Source organism: Aliiroseovarius zhejiangensis, assembly GCF_014656375.1.
Classification (GTDB): Bacteria; Pseudomonadota; Alphaproteobacteria; order Rhodobacterales; family Rhodobacteraceae; genus Aliiroseovarius; species Aliiroseovarius zhejiangensis.
Genome location: NZ_BNCH01000002.1, coordinates 24,351 through 44,461, shown reverse-complemented (window position 1 = coordinate 44,461; position 20,111 = coordinate 24,351). Strand labels below are relative to the sequence as shown.

Below are 20,111 nucleotides of genomic sequence, written 5' to 3'. Positions count from 1 at the left end.
TCAGTCGCTCCTTGGGGCGAGGGTGTCACGTGTCCGGCGTTTCATACGCCAAAGCGCAAAGACTGTCATCACCACCCATGTCGCCGCCATCAAAAACCATGTGACGGCATATTCAAGGTGGTCGTTGGGAATGCCATCACTGGTGACGGGCATCGGCAGGATACCCGGCTCAGTGGGCGTGGTTTGCCGGGCGATGACCAGCAACGGGCGGGTGTTCAAAACATCGGCCATCTGGTCGATATCGCGGGCAAACCATGTGTTGGTGTCGATTTCATTTTCGGGTGTCGCGCTGTTTCGGTCATCCGGCCAGTGCAGGTTGCCGATGACGGTCACCGGACCATCCGGCGTCGGGGGCATGGGATCAGATACCCGGATGAACCCCCGGTCCACAAGGATCGCGCCGTCTTCCATCGTAAGCGGAGAAATCAGCCGATAGCCCGCCCCCGCGTCCCGGCTGCTGACCAGCACGCGCAGCGTTTCGGACCCCATCGTTCCCATCACCTTCACCGACAGGAACCTGTCATGGTCCGGATCGGGCTGCGCGGGCAGATCAACAGGGGCCGCCGCGATTCGGCGGTCAATCTCGTCCAGCACGCCTTCTTTCCAATGCAACCGATCCAGCTGCCATTTTCCAAGCCCCAGAAACACGCCCAGAACGGCGAAGCTGAGAATGGCGGTCAGGATCAGGCGAAAGCTCATATGCGGGTCCGGCAACTCAAGTGAAAGGGGCGCGAAGGTTTCCCCTCGCGCCCCGAATAGGACTATTTTCGGGTCAGGTTCAACTGCCCCAGATATAGATGCTGGCAAACAGGAACAGCCAGACAACGTCAACGAAGTGCCAGTACCAGGCGGCGGCTTCAAAACCGACATGGCTTTCCGGGGTGAAATGCCCGCGCATCGCACGCAGCAGGCAGACGAACAGGAAGATCGTCCCCACAATCACGTGGAAGCCGTGAAAGCCCGTCGCCATGAAGAAGTTCACACCATAGATGTTGCCTGCGAAATCGAAGGCGGCGTGGCTGTATTCATAAGCCTGGAAGATGGTGAAGAGCACACCCAGGATCACCGCCAGCGCCAGTCCGGTGACCAGATCCTTGCGGTTGTTTTCATGCGCAATCGCATGGTGGGCCCAGGTGACGGCCGCGCCCGACAGAAGCAGGATCAGCGTGTTGATCAGCGGCAGGTGCCAGGGGTCAAACGTCTCGATCCCTTCGGGCGGCCAGACGCCATCAATCGCGGGCGAGCCTTCGGTCATGGGATACAGCGCGTGTTTGAAGAAGCTCCAGAACCAGGCGACGAAGAACATGACTTCGGACATAATGAACAGGATCACGCCATAGCGCAGCCCGATCTTCACGACCGAGGTGTGATCGCCGGTTTCGCCTTCGTGCACGACATCCGCCCACCACGCGTACATGACGTAAAGCACGCCAGCCAGACCGATGAAGAAGATCCACGGAACGCCATTGGCCATCCACTGAACCGCACCGAACAACATGATGAACCCCGCCACGGCCCCAAGGAACGGGTTCACCGAGGGTGGCAGGATGTGATAGTCGTGATTTTTTGCATGTGCCATAAGCGTATAGTCCCTGTTCTTCTGGCTCAGTTTTGCACTGCCGGGGCGTCTGGCGCAAGTTGGGCGACCTCGTCCGGCAGTTCTGTTTCGTGGAATGTGTATGACAGCGTGATGGCCTTGAGATATTTCGCCTCGCGGTCGTCAAGAATGTCCGGGTCGACATAGAAGGTCACCGGCATGGTCACGCGCTCGCCCGGTTGCAGCACCTGCTGTTCAAAGCAGAAACAGTCGATCTTGGTAAAATACCCGCCCGCCGCAAACGGCGCGACATTGTAGCTGGCGGTGCCGGCGACGGGGCGGTCGGTCGGGTTGTAGGCCTCGTAAAAGGCCAGCCCGGTTTCACCCAGATTGATCTCCATCTCGTGCTGCATGGGCTTGAATTCCCACGGCATACCGCGTTCTTTCGAGGCATCAAAACGGACCAGCACCTTCTGATCCAGCACCACATCCGACCCGCGCTGCGCCACCGCGGTTTCCCCGCCGAAGCCCGTCACGCGGCAGAACCAGTCATAAAACGGCACTGCAGCCCATGACAATGACCCCATCAGGATCACCACGCCCACCATCTTGGCGGCTGTTTTCTGCGGGCGGGTCAAGCTCATTTGCTGACCTCCGACGCGGCGGGATCGGGTTGATAGATGTCGCTGACCTTGGCGACGGTCAGGCCATAAACAAGCCCGACGAACAGGATCAGCGCGACGCCGACGCCGATATTGCGGCTCAGGCGGCGTTTGTGCAGTTCGTGATCAACCTTGATCGCCATCAGCCCCAACCCCCAAGCCCAAAGGGTTTCAGCGAGGCTTCGACCAGCAGCGCGCCGTAATGCAGGAACAGATAAGCCAGCGACAGCTTGAACAGCCCGCGTTCAGCCTTGTGGCGGTCGGCGTCTGACGCCGCATCGTCGCGGCGGAACACGTCCCATGCGCCTTTGATAAACATACCGTTCAGGATCAGGGCCACCGCCAGATAGACCGGTCCGCCGATGGAGGTCAGGCCCAGCGCGATGGCCACAACAGCCAGCACCAGCGAATAGCCCAGGATATGTGCGCGGGTCGCCCGGCGCCCATGCGTCACGGTCAGCATCGGCACGCCCGCATTGGCATAGTCACCCTTGGTAAACAGCGCCAGCGCCCAGAAATGCGGCGGGGTCCATGCAAATGTCAGGGCGAACATCAAAACGCTTTCGATCGAGATGCCGCCCGTTGCCACGGCCCAGCCGATCATCGGCGGGAAGGCCCCGGCGGCGCCACCAATAACGATGTTCTGCGGCGTCCAGCGTTTCAGCCACATGGTATAGATCACCACATAGAAGAAGATGGTGAACGCCAACAGCGCCGCCGCCATCAGGTTTGCCGCCAGACCCAGCATCACCACGGCCATGGCAGACAGGGCCATGCCGATGGCGAACGCCTCGCCCTCGGTCACTTTGCCTGACGGGATGGGGCGCGACTGCGTGCGGCGCATCTTGCGGTCGATATCGGCGTCCCACCACATGTTCAACGCGCCCGAGGCACCTCCGCCGACGGCAATGAACAGGATCGAGGCCAGACCGACCACGGGATTCACGCCGACCGGGGCGACCAGCAGCCCCACCAATGCAGTGAACACGACCAGCGACATCACACGCGGCTTCAACAGCGCGAAATAGTCGCCAAACCCGGCCTCGCCGGTGTCGGTGTTGGTCTGGATGCTCGCGTCGCTCATGGGATCCTATGCGATCTGAATTTGACTGTCGGTTTCAGTTTGCGAGAGCCGCCCCGAATAGGGCGGCCTGAAAAGGGCGCAGGCACGAGGCCGCGCCCCTGACACGGTTTATTCGGCGGTGGCGACCTGCACACTCGGCAGGGAATTCACGTTGCCTGCGTATTCCTCAACCGCGCCCTTGAGCCAGGTGTCGTACTCAGCCTGGGTGACGGCTTTGACGGTGATCGGCATATAGGCGTGGTCCTTGCCGCACAGTTCAGAACACTGGCCGAAATAGATGCCTTCCTTGCCCTCGTCGACCTCGAACCACAGCTCGGCCAGACGACCGGGAACGGCGTCCTGTTTCACACCGAAGGCCGGGATGGTCCAGGAATGGATCACGTCTGCACCTGTGACCTGGATGACGACCTTCTTGCCGGTGGGCACGACAACGGCGGTGTCGGTGGCCAGCAGGTATTCGCTATCGCTATAGCCGTATTCTTCCAGCTCTTCCTTCGCCAGAAGGAAGCTGTCGAAACCAAACTCGTGCTCGGGATATTCGTATCCCCAGTACCACTGATAGCCGGTCGCCTTGATCACCACGTCGCCTTTCGGGATCACCTGCTGCTGGAACAGCACCGGCAGGGAAAACGCCCCGATGAAGACCAGGATGACCACCGGCACAAGGGTCCAGACAATCTCGATCGGGGTGTTGTGGGTGAAGGTTGCGGGCTCGGGATTCGCGCGCCGGTTGAAGCGCACGATCACGATGGCCAGCAACAGGGTCACGAAAATCGTGATGGCGATGATGATATAGTTGATCATCCCATCCAGCCCATGCGCTGCCTGTGCGACACTGGTGGCCGAGGGCTGAAACCCCATCGCGCCATCAACCGGCTTGCCGATGATTTCCAGATTTTCCTGCGCATATGCCTGACCCGCGGTCAGGATGGCAGTTGCAGTGGCGAAAAGGCTGCTGACACGCATCATGTTCGTCTTTCTCTTCCCTGTGCGGCGTGATCCGAATGCCACCCTTTCGGGCGGCGCGGCAATAGCTCGCTCATACCTCTCCCGGGCCCTTGCGCGGGATTCCTTGTTTCTCTTTGACGAGAAACCATATTACAAAGCTGGGAACAAGGAAAAACCTTCTCAGGTTAAGCAACAAATCCGCCATTCGCGCTATTTCGAGGCCCCCATGAAAGACGCCACACCGTTTCGCCCGTTTGAGACCCACCTGGATGCCGACAGCGCCCGTGCCCTTCTGGCCGAAGTGACGCATGGTGCCGATGATGGCGAGCTGTTTCTGGAGCGGATGCGGTCCGAGGCGCTGGTGTTTGACGACGGGCGGTTGCGCACCGCCAGCTATGACGCGTCCGAAGGGTTCGGGCTGCGTGCGGTCAAAGGCGAGACGACGGGCTATGCCCATTCCTCAGAAATCAGCGAGGCCGCCCTGCGCCGCGCAGCGGCCACTGCGCGCCTCGCTGTGGGCGACGGGGGCGGCACCTGGGCAGACGCCCCTGCCCGCACCAATCAGAAGCTCTATACCGATGCCGACCCGATGGCCGATGCGGGCTTTGGCCTGAAGATCGAAACCCTGCGCGACATCGACGCCTTCACCCGCGACCTTGACCCGCGCGTGGTGCAGGTATCGGCCACCTTGGCCGCCAGTTTGCAGGAGGTTCATATCCTGCGCCCGGATGGTGCTCTGGTCTCGGACACACGCCCGATGACGCGGCTGAATGTCTCGGTCATTGTCGAACAGGACGGGCGGCGCGAAAGCGGCTCGTCCGGCGGGGGTGGCCGGACGGGTCTGACCGGGTTGATGACCCCCGACACATGGCAGGCGTCGGCCCGCGAGGCCTTGCGCATCGCGCTGGTCAATCTGGACGCGGTCCCTGCCCCTGCGGGCGTGATGGACGTGGTCCTGGGCAATGGCTGGCCCGGCATCCTGTTGCACGAAGCTGTGGGGCATGGCCTGGAAGGCGATTTCAACCGCAAGGGCACCTCGGCCTTCTCGGGCCTTGTGGGCACGCAGGTCGCCGCCCGGGGCGTGACCGTGGTCGATGACGGCACCCTGCCCGACCGGCGCGGGTCGCTGTCCGTGGATGACGAGGGCACGCCCACGGGCCGCGCGGTCTTGATCGAGGACGGCGTGCTGGTCGGGTATATGCAAGACCGCCAGAACGCCCGCCTGATGGGCGTTGCCCCCACCGGCAACGGGCGGCGGCAAAGCTATGCCCACGCCCCGATGCCGCGCATGACCAACACGATCATGGAAAGCGGCACCGCCACGCCCGAAGAGGTGCTGGGCGAGTTGAAAGACGGGATCTATGCCGTAGGTTTCGGCGGTGGGCAGGTCGATATCACCAACGGCAAATTCGTGTTCTCCTGCACAGAAGCCTACCGCGTTGAAGGCGGCAAGATCGGCGCACCCGTCAAGGGGGCCACGCTGATTGGCGACGGCCCGGCCGCGATGAAACAGATCCGCGCGATTGGCAATGACATGGCGATGGATCCGGGCATCGGCACCTGCGGTAAGGCGGGCCAATCGGTGCCGGTGGGCGTGGGCCAGCCGTCGCTGCTGATCGGCGGGCTGACCGTGGGCGGATCGGCGGCGTGACCCCCCTGCGCGCGCGGATCCTGACGATTTGCGGCGCGGCTTTGATCCTGATGTTCTTTTCCGAGCTGTTCTTCGTCAACGAAGGGCCGTCGCAAATGGTTCATGACCTGTTGTCCCGGCCTGCCGAGGCTGGCCTCGAACTGCTGGAACTGACGGCATACTATGCTTTTTTTGCCTGGATTCTGCTGCTGTTGCTGCCCTATGCCGAACGGTTCGGGCTGGCGGGCTTGCTGCTGGCCGGTAGCCTGTTCGGCTGGGTGACCGAAGGCACAGTTATTCCGCTGGTTCACGAAGCGCCGCCGGTGTCCTGGGTCTGGCCCTCGATCAGTTGGCACGCGCTCATCGACGTATTGCTGGGGTTGTTTGCGCTGCGATGGGCAATGCGGCGTCTTGGCCTGACCGCGCAGAGCTGTCTGTTTGCCGGGCTGGGCCTGATCTGGGCGATCTGGGCTACATGGACATGGGGCGAGCCCGGCATGGATCGCGCCGCCCCCGGCGCGTTCGCGTTCTATGCCTTTGCCAGTTCCGCCGTGTGGCTGACGGGCCTTGTGCTTCTGGATCACGGCGGGCGTTGGACCGCGACCAAGGCGGAACACTGGGGACTGGGCGCTGCGGCCGCGGTTTTGGGCGGGGCAATGGCCACCACGGCCCTTCCCATGTCAGCGGGCATCTTGACGATTGCGGTGGCAACGTGGTGGCTGCTGATCCGCAAAGCGCCGCGCACCCCCGGCAAAAGGTGGCGCATTCCATCCGGTGGTCTGGTCGCACACCGCTATCTGGTGGTAGTGGCCACCCCGGTGACCGCCAGTCTAGGCTATTGGTTTCTATGGGAAAATGGCTGGCGCATTCCAACCGAAGAGGTCACCGCGTTCGCCCTGCTTCTGGGGGTGGCGAGTTATTTCTGGGCGATCTGGCATGTGTTCACCACCCGTTAACGATTGGTGGCGCATGGTTAACCCGCAAGAGACGGAATCAACACGCCCATGGACCTTTCAGCTTCCCTGCTTCACCCCACCCCCACCCCTCAGTCTGAGGAAGATGAACTGGCGTGGATCCGTCTCTTGCGCTCGCGCCGTGTCGGGGTTGCGACTTTCTTTCGACTGCTGACGGAACACGGCTCTGCTCAGGCCGCGCTTGAGGCGTTGCCAGATGTCGCCGCCCAAGCGGGCGTCAAGGATTACACCCCCTGCCCGCCCGAAGTGGCAGAAGCCGAACACCGCCGCGCACGCTTTGCCGGGGCCAGAATGGTCACGTGGGGCACGCCGAACTACCCTGAACTGTTGTCAGAAATCGCGGACCCGCCGCCATTTATCTGGGCCATGGGCGACATTGCGCTGCTGCACCGCCCGATGGTCGCCCTGATCGGGGCGCGCAACGCATCCTCGATCGGGCTGCGCATGACCCGCAAACTGTCCCAAGACCTGAGCGACGCGGGCTTCACCATCGTCTCCGGGCTGGCGCGTGGTGTGGACACGGTGGCGCATCAGGTGGCGCTTGAGGCCGGGCACACCATCGCGGTCATGGCCGGAGGCGTTGATGTCATCTATCCCAAGGAAAACACCGTTCTGGCCGAAGACATCGGGCGCAAGGGGTTGCGCCTGTCCGAACAACCGCCCGGCTTGACCCCGCAAGCCCGTCATTTTCCACGTCGCAATCGCCTGATCTCGGGCCTTGCCCGCGCCGTTGTCGTGGTCGAGGCGGCTGCCAAGTCCGGGTCGCTCATCACCGCGCGCAACGCGCTGGATCAGGGGCGTGATGTGCTGGCCGTGCCCGGCCATCCTTTTGACGCCCGTGCCTCGGGCTGCAATTTCCTGATCCGTGACGGGGCGGCCCTGGTGCGCGGGGCGCAAGATGTGATCGACGCCATCGGTCCGGCCATCGCGCCGGGCACGAACGAGGACGCGAACGCTTCCGCGCAAGCGACACCTCCGCAGGTCGAAGAAAATGCACGACCCAAGGACAAAAGAACGCTGGCGCAAACTGCCCAGCTGCATAGCCAGATCCTGGCGCGGCTTGGCCCCAGCCCGCTGGCCGAGGATCAGTTGATCCGCGATCTGGGTGATCATATGGGCGCGGGATCGGGTGACATCCTTCCCGAACTGGTCAATCTGGAGCTGGAGGGCCGAATCACACGCCAGCCGGGCGGATTGCTATCCCGCTCGCAATAGGTCAGTGCTGGACCTGTGAGTAATTGGTAAAGAAAAATTACCAATTTAGCCAGAATCCTTACCAAATCCTTACAAACCCTATTGCGCTGCAATGCAGCACACCCTACCACTTTTCCCAAACCGGCCTGTTGCGCCATGTTTAGGGGGAGAGTGAGATGCAGGACTTTCAGAAAATTCTGATCGCCAACCGGGGCGAGATCGCCATTCGTGTGATGCGCGCCGCCAACGAGATGGGCAAGAAAACCGTCGCCGTCTATGCCGAAGAGGACAAGCTGGGCCTGCATCGGTTCAAGGCGGACGAAGCCTATCGCATCGGCGAGGGTCTTGGCCCGGTCGCTGCCTATCTCTCGATTGACGAGATTATCCGCGTGGCGCGCGACTGTGGGGCCGATGCGATCCATCCGGGCTATGGTCTGTTGTCGGAAAACCCCGATTTCGTGGACGCCTGCACGGCCGCCGGCATCACCTTCATCGGCCCCAAGGCCGCCACCATGCGCGCGCTTGGTGACAAGGCCTCGGCCCGCAAGGTGGCCATCGAGGCGGGTGTGCCGGTCATCCCGGCGACCGAGGTGCTGGGCGATGACATGGATGCGATCCGCGCCGAGGCCGCCGAAATCGGCTATCCCCTGATGCTGAAGGCCAGCTGGGGCGGCGGCGGCCGGGGCATGCGCCCGATCCACGGCCCGGACGAGTTGGAAGAAAAAGTGCTGGAAGGCCGGCGCGAAGCGGAAGCCGCCTTCGGCAATGGCGAAGGCTATCTGGAAAAGATGATCACCCGCGCCCGCCACGTCGAGGTGCAGATCCTGGGTGATAGCCATGGCAACATCTATCACTTGTATGAGCGCGACTGCTCGGTCCAGCGCCGCAACCAAAAGGTCGTCGAACGCGCCCCTGCCCCCTATTTGTCCGAAGCCCAGCGCGAAGAACTGTGCGAACTTGGCCGCAAGATCTGCGCCCATGTGAATTACGAATGCGCGGGCACGGTCGAGTTCCTGATGGATATGGAAACCGGCAAGTTCTATTTCATCGAGGTGAACCCCCGCGTGCAGGTCGAACACACCGTGACCGAGGAAGTCACCGGGATCGACATCGTGCAGGCGCAAATCCTGATTGCCGAGGGTAAATCGCTGGCGGAAGCGACGGGCAAGGCCAGCCAGTATGACATTCGCCTGAACGGTCACGCGCTGCAAACCCGCGTGACCACGGAAGACCCGCAAAACAACTTCATCCCGGATTATGGCCGCATCACTGCCTATCGCTCGGCGACCGGTATGGGCATCCGGCTGGATGGCGGCACGGCCTATGCGGGCGGCGTCATCACGCGCTACTACGACAGTCTTTTGACGAAGGTGACAGCCTGGGCGCCGACGCCCGAAAAAGCCATCGCGCGGATGGACCGTGCACTGCGCGAGTTTCGGGTGCGCGGGGTGTCGACCAATATCGCCTTTGTCGAGAACCTGCTGAAGCACCCAACTTTTCTGAACAACCAGTATACGACCAAGTTCATCGACGAGACGCCCGAACTGTTCCAGTTCAAGAAGCGTCGCGACCGGGGCACGAAAGTTCTGACCTATATCGCGGATATCACGGTAAACGGACATCCCGAAACGCAGGGCCGCGCCGCGCCGCCCGCCGATCTGAAACCGCCCAAGCCCCCGGCATTGCGCGCAGATCTCGCCCCCGGCACCCGCCAGTTGCTGGAGGACGGCGGGCCGAACGCCGTGGCCGACTGGATGAAGGCGCAGAAGAGACTCCTGATCACCGACACCACCATGCGCGACGGACACCAGTCGCTTCTGGCGACCCGCATGCGCTCGATCGACATGATCAAGGTCGCGCCCGCTTACGCCGCCAACCTGCCGGACCTGTTCTCGGTCGAATGCTGGGGCGGGGCAACCTTCGACGTGGCCTATCGCTTCTTGCAGGAATGCCCATGGCAGCGCCTGCGCAACCTGCGCGAAGCCATGCCCAACCTGTTGACGCAGATGCTGTTGCGGGCCTCGAACGGGGTGGGATACACGAACTATCCCGACAATGTGGTGCAGGCGTTTGTCAAACAGGCCGCGCTGACCGGCGTGGACGTGTTCCGCGTGTTCGACAGCCTAAACTGGGTCGAAAACATGCGCGTTGCGATGGATGCGGTGATCGACACGGGCAAGATTTGCGAAGGCACGATCTGTTACACGGGCGACATCCTTGACCCGGATCGCGCCAAGTATGACCTGAACTATTACGTGGGCATGGCGAAAGAGCTTGAAGCCGCGGGCGCCCATATTCTGGGCCTGAAAGACATGGCGGGTCTTTTGAAACCTGCCGCCGCGCGGGTGCTTATCAAGGCACTGAAGGACGAGGTCGGGTTGCCGATCCATTTCCACACCCATGACACATCGGGCATTGCCGGGGCGACCATTCTGGCTGCGGCCGATGCGGGCGTCGATGCGGTGGACGCCGCGATGGATGCGTTCTCGGGCGGGACGTCACAGGCCTGCCTCGGCTCGATCGTCGAGGCGCTGGACAACACCGACCGCGACACTGGGCTGGATATCGGCGCAATCCGCGAGATCTCGAACTATTGGGAAGGGGTGCGGGCGCAGTATGCCGCTTTCGAAAGTGGGCTCGCCGCCCCAGCGTCAGAGGTATATCTGCACGAAATGCCCGGCGGGCAATTCACCAATCTGAAGGCCCAGGCGCGGTCGCTGGGGCTGGAAGAACGCTGGCACGAGGTGGCACAGACCTATGCCGACGTGAACCAGATGTTCGGTGATATCGTGAAGGTCACGCCGTCCTCGAAAGTTGTGGGGGATATGGCGTTGATGATGGTCAGCCAAGGCTTGACCCGCACCGAAGTCGAAGACCCCAAGACCGATGTCGTCTTTCCCGACAGTGTCATCGACATGATGCGCGGCAATCTGGGCCAGCCCCCGGGTGGCTTCCCGGCGGGGATCGTGAAGAAAGTGCTGAAGGCCGAAACGCCCAACACCGAACGCCCTGGCAAGCACCTGGAACCCGTCGATCTGGAGGCCACCCGTGCCAGCCTGTCGAAAGAGCTTGAGGGGTTGGCGATCGACGATGAGGACCTGAACGGATACCTGATGTATCCCAAGGTCTTTCTGGATTACATGGGGCGCCACCGCCAATACGGCCCGGTACGCACCCTGCCCACCAAAACGTTCTTTTATGGAATGGAACCGGGCGAGGAGATCTCGACCGAGATCGATCCGGGCAAGACACTGGAAATTCGCCTGCAAGCGGTGGGGGAAACCAACGAGGATGGCGAGGTCAAGGTGTTCTTTGAACTGAACGGCCAGCCGCGTGTCATCCGCGTGCCGAACCGGCTGGTCAAAGCAACGACCACGAAGCGCCCCAAGGCGGACGAGGGCAATCCCTATCATATCGGCGCCCCCATGCCCGGCGTGGTGGCGACCGTGGCGGTCAGCCCGGGCCAATCGGTGCGCGAAGGCGATCTTCTGTTGACCATCGAGGCGATGAAGATGGAAACCGGCATCCATGCCGAACGCGACGCCACCGTAAAGGCCGTGCATGTCCAGCCCGGCGGGCAGATCGACGCCAAGGATCTGATGATCGAACTGGAATAAGCGCCACGATAGGTGCCGACAGGGGTCGCCGGCGTGGCGGCCCTTATTCCTTGTCGCGCAACCGGGCAGCGTTTGCGTGCAGGCAAAATGCGGCAAGAACCCCCATCCGTGTCGAATTTCGCGGTTTCATGCGTTTTTCCCCTTGCAGCCCTGCGTTGGATTTCATATCTCACGGCTCACCGAAGGATGCGGGCGTAGCTCAGGGGTAGAGCATAACCTTGCCAAGGTTAGGGTCGGGCGTTCGAATCGCCTCGCCCGCTCCAATCGGTTCCCCGGTTCGGCCAATGGCTGAACATACCCATCAGGATGCGGGCGTAGCTCAGGGGTAGAGCATAACCTTGCCAAGGTTAGGGTCGGGCGTTCGAATCGCCTCGCCCGCTCCAATGGGATTTCTCGGATAGATGTGACAGCACATGGTGGCGGGTTTTCCGGCACCTGTGGCAGAAGTTTAGAAGAAAAAGGGACGCGCATTGCACGTCCCCCTTCCACCACATCCCTTCCCCCTCAGAAAGGTCGTGCTTTTGCTCAGGCGCTCAACGACTGGCGGTTGGCCAGTTCGTGGATCATGGATTGGATCTGGTTGCGCACCTTGACGTCCTGGATTGATGACAGCGCCTGCGCGGCTTTCGCCGTGCGTTCATCCATGGCTTCGTCTTCCGATGTGCCGGCCTCGGCCAGCCCTTCGAAGAAATAACCCGGCTGAACGTTCAGAAGCTGTGCAATCTCGAACATCTTGCTGGCCGAGACACGGTTGTATCCCGTTTCGTACTTTTGAAGCTGTTGGAACGAAAGCCCCAATTGCTCCGCCACTTTTACCTGAGTCAGACCGCGCAGCAGACGGACTTCTCTGATTTTCTTACCCACATGGACATCGACTGGATGGACCATTTTCTCACCACTTAATTGCTTCCCGTTAAAAGAGAATGTCAGGTTTCGACCGCGGACCCAAGTGATGAGTCATGCACGATTTGGTTATAAAAATGTAACCCGCATGGATGATTTTTTTACCCGATAGACTAAACATCTATTTCAAAACGATATTTTCTGCGATATATTGACCGGATCATGTCAAAGTCCACATCGGAAACAGTTTGGTGAAGCCGGCTCGGGTGCAAGAATGACCAATCGAAGCAGCCCCGCGCTTCTGTTCGAGATGCTGCGTTCTTTTGCATCCTTGGCGCGCACGTTGAATCTGTCCGAATCCGTGCGCGAACTGGACAGTACGCGCCAGACCATCCGCCGTCACATTGCATCGCTGGAAGCCCACAAGGGCCGGAAACTGTTCAGCTTTCACAACCGGCAATATCAGTTGACCGAAGATGGCCGAAACGCCCTTCGGGAAGCCGAGGAATTGATCGCGCGCGGCGAGGCCTGGCTGCATGGCGAAAGCAAGCATGTGAACGAGCTGTTTTATCTGGGCAAGCAGATCGGCGACGTGCCCTATTACCTGCAACAGCACCCGCTGACCGCGATCTGGGACATGGGATCGCCGCTGATCCAGTTCGGTTTTCACGCCTGGGCCAGATCCGAAGGCGCGCTGGAAAGCCCGGCCTTTGCCCCGCTGCGCCCTTATCTGATGGTGTTTCGCTTCAACGACGACACGGGGGACTGGATCTGCACCGAGGTGGGAGAGGCATCATCCTATGCCACCTGGTTCGGGTGGGAAAAGTACCGGTCCTCGGTGGGCAAGGGCATTGCCAATCTGCCAGGTGGTCCGGGCTTTGCCAACCTGCTGGCGATACCATTTCACGACGTCGCCACCACGCGCGGCATTCGTCTGGATCACATCCACACGCGCATCGGTCACGGCGATGATAACGAACTGAAGGCGATCAGCTATCAGCGGCTGGCGATGGCCTGCCGGTTTGCCGATGGCGAATTTGCCTTGGCCACCCTGATCGACCGGACCCGCAACGTGGTGATCGCCAATCTAAGTGACACGGAGCGCGACGCCATGGACGCGGAGTTCACCATGAATGTCATCCCGCCGCGGCTCGACTGATATCCGGCCCGGGCGCGGGTCGCCAAATGGCCGCGAAATGGTCCGAAAAGGGCCAGAAACCGCGCATAAATCTGCCTGATTTCCCGTTTTTCGCGAAAATACGCAAATCGATTCGTAAACTTTCCCGCATAGGTTAAGATTCCCATGAACCACGAGCATGGGAGAACCAAATGACCATTCACGACAGTTTTGAAGGGGTGCGCTTCGTGGGCTCGATCCTGGATATGGCCCGTGAACACGGAATGGAGATTGAGATCGGCTCGGATTTCGCTCTGTATGACCGCCTTATCACCACGCACCGCCCCCATCAGCCGATCGGCGCGCCTTTTGATCCCAAACGGCACCGGATGAGCGACCGGAACGGCTTCTGGATTCTGGGCTGGACCCCGCAGGGCGCGCTGGTCCACACTCAGGCCATGCGCCGGTTCGATCTGGGTGGTCTGGCGCTGTCGGACTACCTTGGACAGAATTTCAGAGATTTTCCCCCCGTCGGGCTGGATCTGGATATGGAGCGCAGTTGCTATCAGCCCGGCCCCGGGGCACGGCGCATCAGGGGCCATGTCTGTTATCACGGCGAGCTTTGGGTGAAGGGCGATGATCGCTATCGCGGCACCGGCCTGCCGGGGCTGCTGGCCCGGTTCGCACTGGCCACCTGCCTCTTGCGCTGGTCGCCCGATCACGTCTTCGGCTTCATGCCCGAACGCTATGCCTTTCGCGGGCTGGCCGAACGCGAAGGGTACATGCACACCGATCCCGGTGCGCTGGCGTGGTATCCCAAGGGCAGCAATACCCCGCTGAAAGGGTTCATGACCTATATGGGCCGCGATGATCTGAACCATCTGATCTCGCTCTGCCCACGCGATTTCATGCAGGCGCAGGCCGCCTGATTGCCACACCCGGAGAGCGACGGCATTTGACGCCTTCCCCGCGCCGCGCCTGCCCCCTATAAGGGGCGCAGACGGAAGAAGGACGACCCGATGCGGCGCGCAAAGATCACCCGCAAGACTGCGGAAACCGAGATTTCGGTCGAGGTGAACCTCGACGGAACCGGCACGTATGACAACCAGACCGGCGTGGGGTTCTTCGATCACATGCTGGACCAGTTGTCGCGCCATTCGCTGATCGACATGACGATCCGCGCCGAAGGCGATTTGCACATCGACGACCACCACACGGTCGAAGACACCGGCATCGCATTGGGGCAGGCCCTGACCGAAGCCCTTGGCGACAAGAAGGGCATCCGACGTTATGGTGAATGCCACCTGCCGATGGATGACGCGCAGGTGCGGGCCGCTTTGGACCTGTCAGGCCGCCCTTTTCTGGTGTGGAACATGGACTTTGCGGCCCCCAAAATCGGCACGTTTGACACCGAGCTGGTGCGCGAGTTCTTTCAGGCGCTGGCGACCCATGGCGGCATCACGCTGCATGTGGACCAGTTGCATGGCTTCAATGCCCACCACGTAGCGGAAGCGGGGTTCAAAGCCGTCGCCCGCGCGTTGCGCTTGGCCGTTGAGACCGACCCGCGCAAAGCCGACGCCATCCCCTCGACCAAGGGCGCGCTGTAACGCGACCCCACTCGGAGACCCTTAATGCTGACCGTGATCATCGACTATGACAGCGGCAACTTGCACTCGGCCGAAAAAGCGTTTCAGCGCATGGCGGCAGAAACCGGCGCAGGTAAGGTCATTGTCACCACAAAGCCCGAGGACGTGGCCCGTGCTGATCGCGTCGTGCTGCCCGGTGATGGTGCCTTTCCGGCATGTCGGCAGCAATTGTCAGACCATCGTGGCATCTATGAGGCGCTGGAAGAGGCCGTGATCCGGCAAGCCCGCCCGTTCATGGGGATTTGTGTGGGAATGCAGATGCTGGCCACCATGAGCCATGAATATCAGGACACCCCCGGCTTCGACTGGATCAAGGGCCATGTGCGCAAGATCACTCCGTCCGATCCCACGTTGAAAGTCCCGCATATGGGCTGGAACGATCTGGTGATCGATCACGCCCACCCGGTGCTGGACGGGGTAGCGACAGGCGATCATGCCTATTTCGTACACTCATATCACTTCGTGGTGGACGACGCTGCACAGCGGCTCGCCCATTGCGACTACGCGGGCGATATCACGGCCATTGTCGGGCGAGACAACCTGATTGGTATGCAGTTCCACCCGGAAAAAAGTCAGGCTGCGGGGCTTCGGATGATCGCCAATTTCCTGAGCTGGACGCCGTGAAAGAAAGGGCGCTGAAACAGCGCCCTCCCGATCGTCCTGTTTCATCCAGCCTATTTCACCCGTGACCACGTTTGTTTCTTGCAGAACACCGCAACGCAGCCTTCCACCTTCAAGCTGTTGCCCGAGAGCGTCATCTTGGATTTGAAGACCTTGCCGGTCGAGGGCTGCCAGATCTTGCCACCTGAATACTTGCCGCCACCATTCGGCTGCATGTCCCAGACCAGCCGCTTGCCGATATTGTCGGACTTGATCGGCCCATCTGCGTTGAAGGCCTTGGAAATCACACCACAGATCGCAGACCCGCATTTCGACATCGTGACATGGGCGTAGTTCCCGTCATCCACCTGCGTTTTCCACACGCCTTCAACAGCATCCGCGAAGGCGGGGGCTGCCATACCGACACTCAGCGCAAGCGCCATAACCAAACGTTTCATTCATTCCTCCCTGAATCTGGAAATATCCTGACCCCGAGACACCGATTATGGCAAGTGTGACGTGACGGGAGGCGTGGCTTGGCAAGCGGCAACTTCCGTGCAAAAAGCACCAAAAGCACCAAGCATCGGAGCCCGCCATGATCCTCTATCCCGCCATCGACCTGAAAGACGGCCAATGCGTGCGCCTCCTGCGCGGCGAGATGGAGGCGGCCACCGTCTTCAACGACGACCCGGCGGCTCAGGCGCGGGCGTTTCAGGATGCGGGATGTGAGTGGATTCACCTTGTCGACCTGAACGGCGCTTTTGCAGGCGAACCGGTGAACGGCGCTGCGGTCGAGGCGATCCTTGCCGCCATCGACGTTCCTGCCCAGTTGGGTGGCGGCATCCGCGACATGGCGACCATCGAAGGCTGGATCGAAAAGGGCCTGTCGCGCGTGATCCTTGGAACGGTCGCGGTCGAGAACCCGGATCTGGTTCGCGAGGCCGCCCGTGCCTTTCCCGGCAAGGTGGCCGTGGGGATCGACGCCCGCAACGGTCGCGTTGCCACCAAAGGCTGGGCCACGGAAACCGACGTGATGGTCACCGACCTTGCCAAGTCGTTTGAAGACGCTGGCGTCGCCGCCATCATCTACACCGACATCAACCGCGACGGCGCGATGCAAGGCCCGAATGTCGAAGCGACAGCCGCCCTCGCCCGTGCGGTGTCAATCCCGGTGATCGCTAGCGGAGGCGTCAGTTCGCTGGATGACCTTATTGCGCTGCGCGATTGCGGCGCATCCCTGAACGGTGCCATTTCGGGCCGCGCGCTTTATGATGGGGCGATTGATCTGAAAGCGGCGTTGGCGGCGCTTTAGCCCCCAGCCGCCGCGGCCGTCAACTTGTCCAGCGCGCCAGTCATCATGCCGACATAGGGCGCGTCATTTGCGATGCCGAACTCCCCCAACATGTCGGCGGGCGCTTCATAGGCAAGCCAGACCGCGCCATCGCCATCCTCATACACCAGCACCCGCAGCGGCAGCATCAACCCGGCCAGCGGATCATCCTGCATGGCAGGTGTGCCCAGCTTGGGGTTGCCAAAGACCAGAAGCTGCGAGGGCGCAAGCTCCATCTCCACCGACGCAGCCCCGCCTGCATGATCAACACGCGCGAACACCGTTGCGCCCGCGTTCCCAACAGCGGCCTCCAAAGCATCCATTGTGTCAGGAACGGAACCGGATGCGGGCACTTTCACTATTTCAGCCATCGCTGGCAGAGCAACCATCGACACAAGCGTTGCAAGGGTAAGTTTCATCATCAGCCCATTCCTTTTATCCAGGTTTGAATGCGACAATGCTCTGGTCAGTCACGGCTTGAACAAATAAAACAAACCGTGATCAGCCAAGGACCGCGCAGAAATGCTGAAAACCCGCATCATACCTTGCCTTGACGTGGCCGAGGGTCGCACCGTCAAAGGCGTCAACTTCGTCGACCTGATCGACGCGGGCGACCCGGTGGAACAGGCGCGCGCCTATGATGCCGCCGGCGCCGACGAGCTTTGCTTTCTCGACATCAAGGCCACGCATGAAAACCGCGGCACCATGTATGATCTGGCAACCCGCACGGCGGAACAGTGCTTCATGCCGCTGACCATCGGCGGCGGCGTACGCACGCCCGAAGACGTCCGCGACCTGCTGCTTGCAGGGGCCGACAAGGTCAGCTTCAACTCTGCCGCCGTGGCCGACCCGGACGTAATCGCGCGCTCGGCTGATCGGTTCGGCAGCCAGTGCATCGTGGTGGCGATCGACGCCAAGACCATCGCCCCCGGAAAATGGGGCATCTTCACCCATGGGGGCCGCAAACCCGCACTTGATGAAAGCGGCGATCCCATCGACGCGGTCGAATTTGCCAAACTGATAGAGAGCAAAGGGGCGGGGGAAATCCTGCTGACCTCGATGGACCGTGACGGCACCCGCGCAGGGTTCAACCTGCCCCTGACCCGCGCCATTTCGGACGCTGTGCACGTGCCAGTGATCGCAAGCGGCGGCGTCGGCACGCTCGATCATCTGGTCGAAGGCGTCATCGAAGGCGGCGCCAGTGCCGTGCTTGCCGCCTCGATCTTCCATTTCGGCGACCATACCATCCGCGAAGCCAAGGAACACATGGCCGCCGCCGGCATCCCGATGAGGCTGACATGAGCATTCTCGACCACCTCGCCGCCACCATCGACGCCCGCAAAACGGCCGATCCCGGCACTTCCTGGACCGCAAAACTCCTGTCCAAAGGCCCGGAAAAATGCGCCGAGAAATTCGGCGAAGAAGCGATCGAGGCCATCATCGCCGCCACCAAGGGCGACCGCGACAACCTGACCGCCGAAGCCGCCGATGTGATCTATCACCTGCTGGTTATGCTGGCCGCGCGCGACGTGCCACTGTCAGATGTGCTGGCCGAGCTTGAACACCGCGACGGCACCTCCGGCATCGCCGAAAAAGCCGCCCGCAAAGACTGACCTTCGTTTCTTCTGGCCGAAAATATCCCGGGGTGAGCGGCATCGCCGCGAGGGGCTGGCCCCTCAGGCTCACGACGTGAGCCTAGCCGACCAGTTGCTCCAGCGCGGCGTTGCCAAAGAGGCGCGGAAACTCGATCTTCGGGCAACGGTTCTCCACCACGGTGACACCTTTTGCCTCGGCCTGTGCGCGGGCCTCGGCATTCTCGACCCCCAGCTGCATCCAGACCGTCTTCAGATCCGGCAGCGCATTCAACGCCTCGTCCACGATGGGGGCGACAGCGTCCGAGCGGCGGAACAGGTCGATCATATCGGTTTCGGGCGGCAGATCACGGACCGAAGCGACAACGGTTTCGCCGAACATCTCCTGCCCGGCCAGTCCGGGATTGACCCCGATCACGCGGTACCCCTTCCGCTTCAGAAACCCGGCAACCTCATGGCTTGCACGTTCCGGTTTGTGGGACAGCCCGACCAGCCCGATCACGCGGGTCGAGGTCAGGATGGATGTCAGGCGGGCATCTGTATCGTCATGTGTCATACGCGACAGATAGGCTGATGCGGGTCTGTTTCCAATCCCCCAACCCTGCCCGTGCAAAGAAAAATGCGCCCGAAACCAGATGGTCGGGCGCAAGGTGGTGGAACGAGGGACAGTGAAATGAGATATCGGGCGTTCCACAGCCCGCTCTCGATCAACAAGTATGTGCAAACCCACGTAGGAAAAGGGGTTGTAAAGAACTTGTGAACACGGCGCGGCCACGTCACGGCAGCGGGCGCGCAGGGTTTTAGCCGCTCAGCACACCAGGCCAGAACCCGTCCGCCTGAGCGATATGACCATCCATATCTGCGCGCCACAGCTCGCGCACACCAAGGCTGAAGTTCAGATAAAGTCGCCCGTCATGGATCGTCCAGGCCTCGGGCACGGTCGGTGCGATCTGCCCCTTGCTCATCGCATAGGCGCAATAGCCGCCATATTGCGGTGCATAACGCATCGGATCATCGGCAAACATCGCCCGATGTTCGTCATTGGCAAACAGGACGGTCACGCCGTTGTGGTCAAAGGCAAATTCCGGCAGGCCGGGCAGAGGGCCATCGGTGGTGAAATAGGCGACGGGATCATGCCCGTCCCACGCCACGCCATCTTCGATATACACTGCCGCAGCCGCCGCAGCACGTGCACGCGGCACCACTAAGCCAACCGCCATCGGCGCAGCAAGCAGTCCCGACAGAACCTGTCGGCGTGATCGTTGTGTTGTCTTCATGTGGCCCCCCACGCCCTTATCAGACCACTATCTGCAGAAAAAGCCACCCCCCTCAAGGGG

The 20,111-nt window shown here is 61.4% G+C and carries 22 protein-coding genes and 2 tRNA genes; 13 read left to right on the top strand and 11 right to left on the bottom strand.

Annotated features, from left to right (window positions below):
• The 6 genes from IE188_RS04895 to coxB form a co-directional block, all read right to left on the bottom strand.
• A complete protein-coding gene (locus IE188_RS04895) occupies positions 1 to 699 on the bottom strand; it encodes an SURF1 family protein (RefSeq protein ID WP_191285363.1) in 699 nt (232 codons plus the stop codon).
• A 79-nt stretch (positions 700 to 778) separates the two neighbouring features.
• The gene (locus IE188_RS04890; protein ID WP_191285362.1) at positions 779 to 1,579 is read right to left on the bottom strand and encodes a cytochrome c oxidase subunit 3; all 801 of its coding nucleotides are present in this window, start codon (positions 1,577 to 1,579) and stop codon (positions 779 to 781) included.
• A 26-nt stretch (positions 1,580 to 1,605) separates the two neighbouring features.
• Entirely contained in the window at positions 1,606 to 2,181 is a 576-nt protein-coding gene (locus tag IE188_RS04885; RefSeq protein WP_191285361.1) for a cytochrome c oxidase assembly protein, read from the bottom strand.
• The gene (locus IE188_RS04880) at positions 2,178 to 2,342 is read right to left on the bottom strand and encodes a hypothetical protein (RefSeq protein WP_191285360.1); all 165 of its coding nucleotides are present in this window, start codon (positions 2,340 to 2,342) and stop codon (positions 2,178 to 2,180) included. Before IE188_RS04880 ends, IE188_RS04885 begins: the two co-directional genes overlap by 4 nt.
• Positions 2,342 to 3,283, bottom strand: a complete 942-nt coding sequence (cyoE, locus tag IE188_RS04875) for a heme o synthase (RefSeq protein WP_191285359.1) — start codon at positions 3,281 to 3,283, stop codon at positions 2,342 to 2,344. Before cyoE ends, IE188_RS04880 begins: the two co-directional genes overlap by 1 nt.
• Before the next feature lie 108 nt (positions 3,284 to 3,391).
• Entirely contained in the window at positions 3,392 to 4,252 is an 861-nt protein-coding gene (coxB, locus tag IE188_RS04870; RefSeq protein WP_191285358.1) for a cytochrome c oxidase subunit II, read from the bottom strand.
• A gap of 205 nt (positions 4,253 to 4,457) precedes the next feature.
• Between coxB and tldD the strand changes: the two genes are divergently transcribed.
• From tldD to IE188_RS04840, 6 genes are all read left to right on the top strand, one after another.
• A complete protein-coding gene (tldD, locus tag IE188_RS04865; RefSeq protein WP_191285357.1) occupies positions 4,458 to 5,882 on the top strand; it encodes a metalloprotease TldD in 1,425 nt (474 codons plus the stop codon).
• Positions 5,879 to 6,817, top strand: coding sequence for a hypothetical protein (locus tag IE188_RS04860; protein WP_191285356.1), 939 nt, complete (start codon positions 5,879 to 5,881; stop codon positions 6,815 to 6,817). Before tldD ends, IE188_RS04860 begins: the two co-directional genes overlap by 4 nt.
• A 48-nt stretch (positions 6,818 to 6,865) precedes the next feature.
• Complete coding sequence (dprA, locus tag IE188_RS04855) at positions 6,866 to 8,050, top strand: DNA-processing protein DprA (RefSeq protein ID WP_191285355.1); 1,185 nt, start codon at positions 6,866 to 6,868, stop codon at positions 8,048 to 8,050.
• Positions 8,051 to 8,205: 155 nt separating this feature from the next.
• Positions 8,206 to 11,646 (top strand): pyruvate carboxylase, encoded by a 3,441-nt coding sequence (locus IE188_RS04850; protein WP_191285354.1) that lies wholly within the window; start codon positions 8,206 to 8,208, stop codon positions 11,644 to 11,646.
• Positions 11,647 to 11,834: 188 nt separating this feature from the next.
• Positions 11,835 to 11,909 (top strand) — tRNA-Gly (locus IE188_RS04845).
• 45 nt (positions 11,910 to 11,954) lie between these two features.
• Positions 11,955 to 12,029, top strand: a tRNA-Gly gene (locus IE188_RS04840).
• 142 nt (positions 12,030 to 12,171) lie between these two features.
• Here IE188_RS04840 and IE188_RS04835 read toward each other — a convergent pair.
• Positions 12,172 to 12,534, bottom strand: coding sequence for a helix-turn-helix domain-containing protein (locus tag IE188_RS04835; protein WP_191285353.1), 363 nt, complete (start codon positions 12,532 to 12,534; stop codon positions 12,172 to 12,174).
• A gap of 229 nt (positions 12,535 to 12,763) precedes the next feature.
• Here IE188_RS04835 and IE188_RS04830 point away from each other — a divergent pair, with 229 nt between their 5' ends.
• The 4 genes from IE188_RS04830 (at position 12,764) to hisH (ending at position 15,876) form a co-directional block, all read left to right on the top strand.
• Positions 12,764 to 13,648 (top strand): LysR family transcriptional regulator, encoded by an 885-nt coding sequence (locus tag IE188_RS04830; RefSeq protein ID WP_191285352.1) that lies wholly within the window; start codon positions 12,764 to 12,766, stop codon positions 13,646 to 13,648.
• A 170-nt stretch (positions 13,649 to 13,818) separates the two neighbouring features.
• Positions 13,819 to 14,535, top strand: coding sequence for a hypothetical protein (locus IE188_RS04825; RefSeq protein WP_191285351.1), 717 nt, complete (start codon positions 13,819 to 13,821; stop codon positions 14,533 to 14,535).
• A 90-nt stretch (positions 14,536 to 14,625) separates the two neighbouring features.
• Positions 14,626 to 15,213 (top strand): imidazoleglycerol-phosphate dehydratase HisB, encoded by a 588-nt coding sequence (gene hisB / locus IE188_RS04820; RefSeq protein WP_191285350.1) that lies wholly within the window; start codon positions 14,626 to 14,628, stop codon positions 15,211 to 15,213.
• 24 nt (positions 15,214 to 15,237) lie between these two features.
• Positions 15,238 to 15,876 carry an imidazole glycerol phosphate synthase subunit HisH gene (gene hisH, locus IE188_RS04815; protein WP_191285349.1) on the top strand — a complete coding sequence of 213 codons (639 nt, stop codon included), beginning with the start codon at positions 15,238 to 15,240 and terminating at the stop codon, positions 15,874 to 15,876.
• 50 nt (positions 15,877 to 15,926) lie between these two features.
• Here hisH and IE188_RS04810 read toward each other — a convergent pair whose 3' ends face one another.
• Positions 15,927 to 16,310 carry a DUF2147 domain-containing protein gene (locus IE188_RS04810; RefSeq protein ID WP_191285348.1) on the bottom strand — a complete coding sequence of 128 codons (384 nt, stop codon included), beginning with the start codon at positions 16,308 to 16,310 and terminating at the stop codon, positions 15,927 to 15,929.
• A 137-nt stretch (positions 16,311 to 16,447) separates the two neighbouring features.
• On the opposite strand from IE188_RS04810, the gene hisA reads away from it, so the two are divergent.
• Positions 16,448 to 17,164, top strand: a complete 717-nt coding sequence (gene hisA, locus IE188_RS04805) for a 1-(5-phosphoribosyl)-5-[(5-phosphoribosylamino)methylideneamino]imidazole-4-carboxamide isomerase (RefSeq protein WP_191285347.1) — start codon at positions 16,448 to 16,450, stop codon at positions 17,162 to 17,164.
• Here hisA and IE188_RS04800 read toward each other — a convergent pair.
• Positions 17,161 to 17,604: a DUF302 domain-containing protein gene (locus IE188_RS04800; RefSeq protein ID WP_191285346.1), complete on the bottom strand. Its 444-nt coding sequence runs from the start codon at positions 17,602 to 17,604 to the stop codon at positions 17,161 to 17,163. The two genes, hisA and IE188_RS04800, sit on opposite strands and share 4 nt — an antisense overlap.
• Positions 17,605 to 17,704: 100 nt before the next feature.
• Here IE188_RS04800 and hisF point away from each other — a divergent pair, with 100 nt between their 5' ends.
• Together hisF and IE188_RS04790 are read left to right on the top strand one after the other, a co-directional pair.
• A complete protein-coding gene (gene hisF / locus IE188_RS04795) occupies positions 17,705 to 18,484 on the top strand; it encodes an imidazole glycerol phosphate synthase subunit HisF (RefSeq protein WP_191285345.1) in 780 nt (259 codons plus the stop codon).
• Positions 18,481 to 18,795 (top strand): phosphoribosyl-ATP diphosphatase, encoded by a 315-nt coding sequence (locus IE188_RS04790; RefSeq protein ID WP_191285344.1) that lies wholly within the window; start codon positions 18,481 to 18,483, stop codon positions 18,793 to 18,795. Before hisF ends, IE188_RS04790 begins: the two co-directional genes overlap by 4 nt.
• An 82-nt stretch (positions 18,796 to 18,877) precedes the next feature.
• On the opposite strand, the gene IE188_RS04785 is transcribed toward IE188_RS04790, so the two are convergent.
• Positions 18,878 to 19,330: a CoA-binding protein gene (locus IE188_RS04785; RefSeq protein WP_191285343.1), complete on the bottom strand. Its 453-nt coding sequence runs from the start codon at positions 19,328 to 19,330 to the stop codon at positions 18,878 to 18,880.
• A 244-nt stretch (positions 19,331 to 19,574) separates the two neighbouring features.
• Positions 19,575 to 20,051, bottom strand: a complete 477-nt coding sequence (locus IE188_RS04780; RefSeq protein ID WP_191285342.1) for a YHS domain-containing (seleno)protein — start codon at positions 20,049 to 20,051, stop codon at positions 19,575 to 19,577.
• Between the last annotated feature and the right edge of the window lie 60 nt (positions 20,052 to 20,111).

Excerpts from the sequence above, each read along its gene's own strand:
- hisH (WP_191285349.1), top strand. The coding sequence starts at position 15,238 with ATGCTGACCGTGATCATCGACTATGACAGCGGCAACTTGCACTCGGCC.
- cyoE (WP_191285359.1), bottom strand. The coding sequence starts at position 3,283 with ATGAGCGACGCGAGCATCCAGACCAACACCGACACCGGCGAGGCCGGG.
- hisF (WP_191285345.1), top strand. The coding sequence starts at position 17,705 with ATGCTGAAAACCCGCATCATACCTTGCCTTGACGTGGCCGAGGGTCGC.
- IE188_RS04810 (WP_191285348.1), bottom strand. The coding sequence starts at position 16,310 with ATGAAACGTTTGGTTATGGCGCTTGCGCTGAGTGTCGGTATGGCAGCC.
- IE188_RS04780 (WP_191285342.1), bottom strand. The coding sequence starts at position 20,051 with ATGAAGACAACACAACGATCACGCCGACAGGTTCTGTCGGGACTGCTT.
- hisA (WP_191285347.1), top strand. The coding sequence starts at position 16,448 with ATGATCCTCTATCCCGCCATCGACCTGAAAGACGGCCAATGCGTGCGC.
- IE188_RS04880 (WP_191285360.1), bottom strand. The coding sequence starts at position 2,342 with ATGGCGATCAAGGTTGATCACGAACTGCACAAACGCCGCCTGAGCCGC.
- IE188_RS04835 (WP_191285353.1), bottom strand. The coding sequence starts at position 12,534 with ATGGTCCATCCAGTCGATGTCCATGTGGGTAAGAAAATCAGAGAAGTC.
- IE188_RS04850 (WP_191285354.1), top strand. The coding sequence starts at position 8,206 with ATGCAGGACTTTCAGAAAATTCTGATCGCCAACCGGGGCGAGATCGCC.
- IE188_RS04800 (WP_191285346.1), bottom strand. The coding sequence starts at position 17,604 with ATGATGAAACTTACCCTTGCAACGCTTGTGTCGATGGTTGCTCTGCCA.
- tldD (WP_191285357.1), top strand. The coding sequence starts at position 4,458 with ATGAAAGACGCCACACCGTTTCGCCCGTTTGAGACCCACCTGGATGCC.
- hisB (WP_191285350.1), top strand. The coding sequence starts at position 14,626 with ATGCGGCGCGCAAAGATCACCCGCAAGACTGCGGAAACCGAGATTTCG.
- IE188_RS04895 (WP_191285363.1), bottom strand. The coding sequence starts at position 699 with ATGAGCTTTCGCCTGATCCTGACCGCCATTCTCAGCTTCGCCGTTCTG.
- IE188_RS04830 (WP_191285352.1), top strand. The coding sequence starts at position 12,764 with ATGACCAATCGAAGCAGCCCCGCGCTTCTGTTCGAGATGCTGCGTTCT.
- IE188_RS04825 (WP_191285351.1), top strand. The coding sequence starts at position 13,819 with ATGACCATTCACGACAGTTTTGAAGGGGTGCGCTTCGTGGGCTCGATC.
- IE188_RS04885 (WP_191285361.1), bottom strand. The coding sequence starts at position 2,181 with ATGAGCTTGACCCGCCCGCAGAAAACAGCCGCCAAGATGGTGGGCGTG.
- IE188_RS04890 (WP_191285362.1), bottom strand. The coding sequence starts at position 1,579 with ATGGCACATGCAAAAAATCACGACTATCACATCCTGCCACCCTCGGTG.
- IE188_RS04785 (WP_191285343.1), bottom strand. The coding sequence starts at position 19,330 with ATGACACATGACGATACAGATGCCCGCCTGACATCCATCCTGACCTCG.
- dprA (WP_191285355.1), top strand. The coding sequence starts at position 6,866 with ATGGACCTTTCAGCTTCCCTGCTTCACCCCACCCCCACCCCTCAGTCT.
- coxB (WP_191285358.1), bottom strand. The coding sequence starts at position 4,252 with ATGATGCGTGTCAGCAGCCTTTTCGCCACTGCAACTGCCATCCTGACC.
- IE188_RS04790 (WP_191285344.1), top strand. The coding sequence starts at position 18,481 with ATGAGCATTCTCGACCACCTCGCCGCCACCATCGACGCCCGCAAAACG.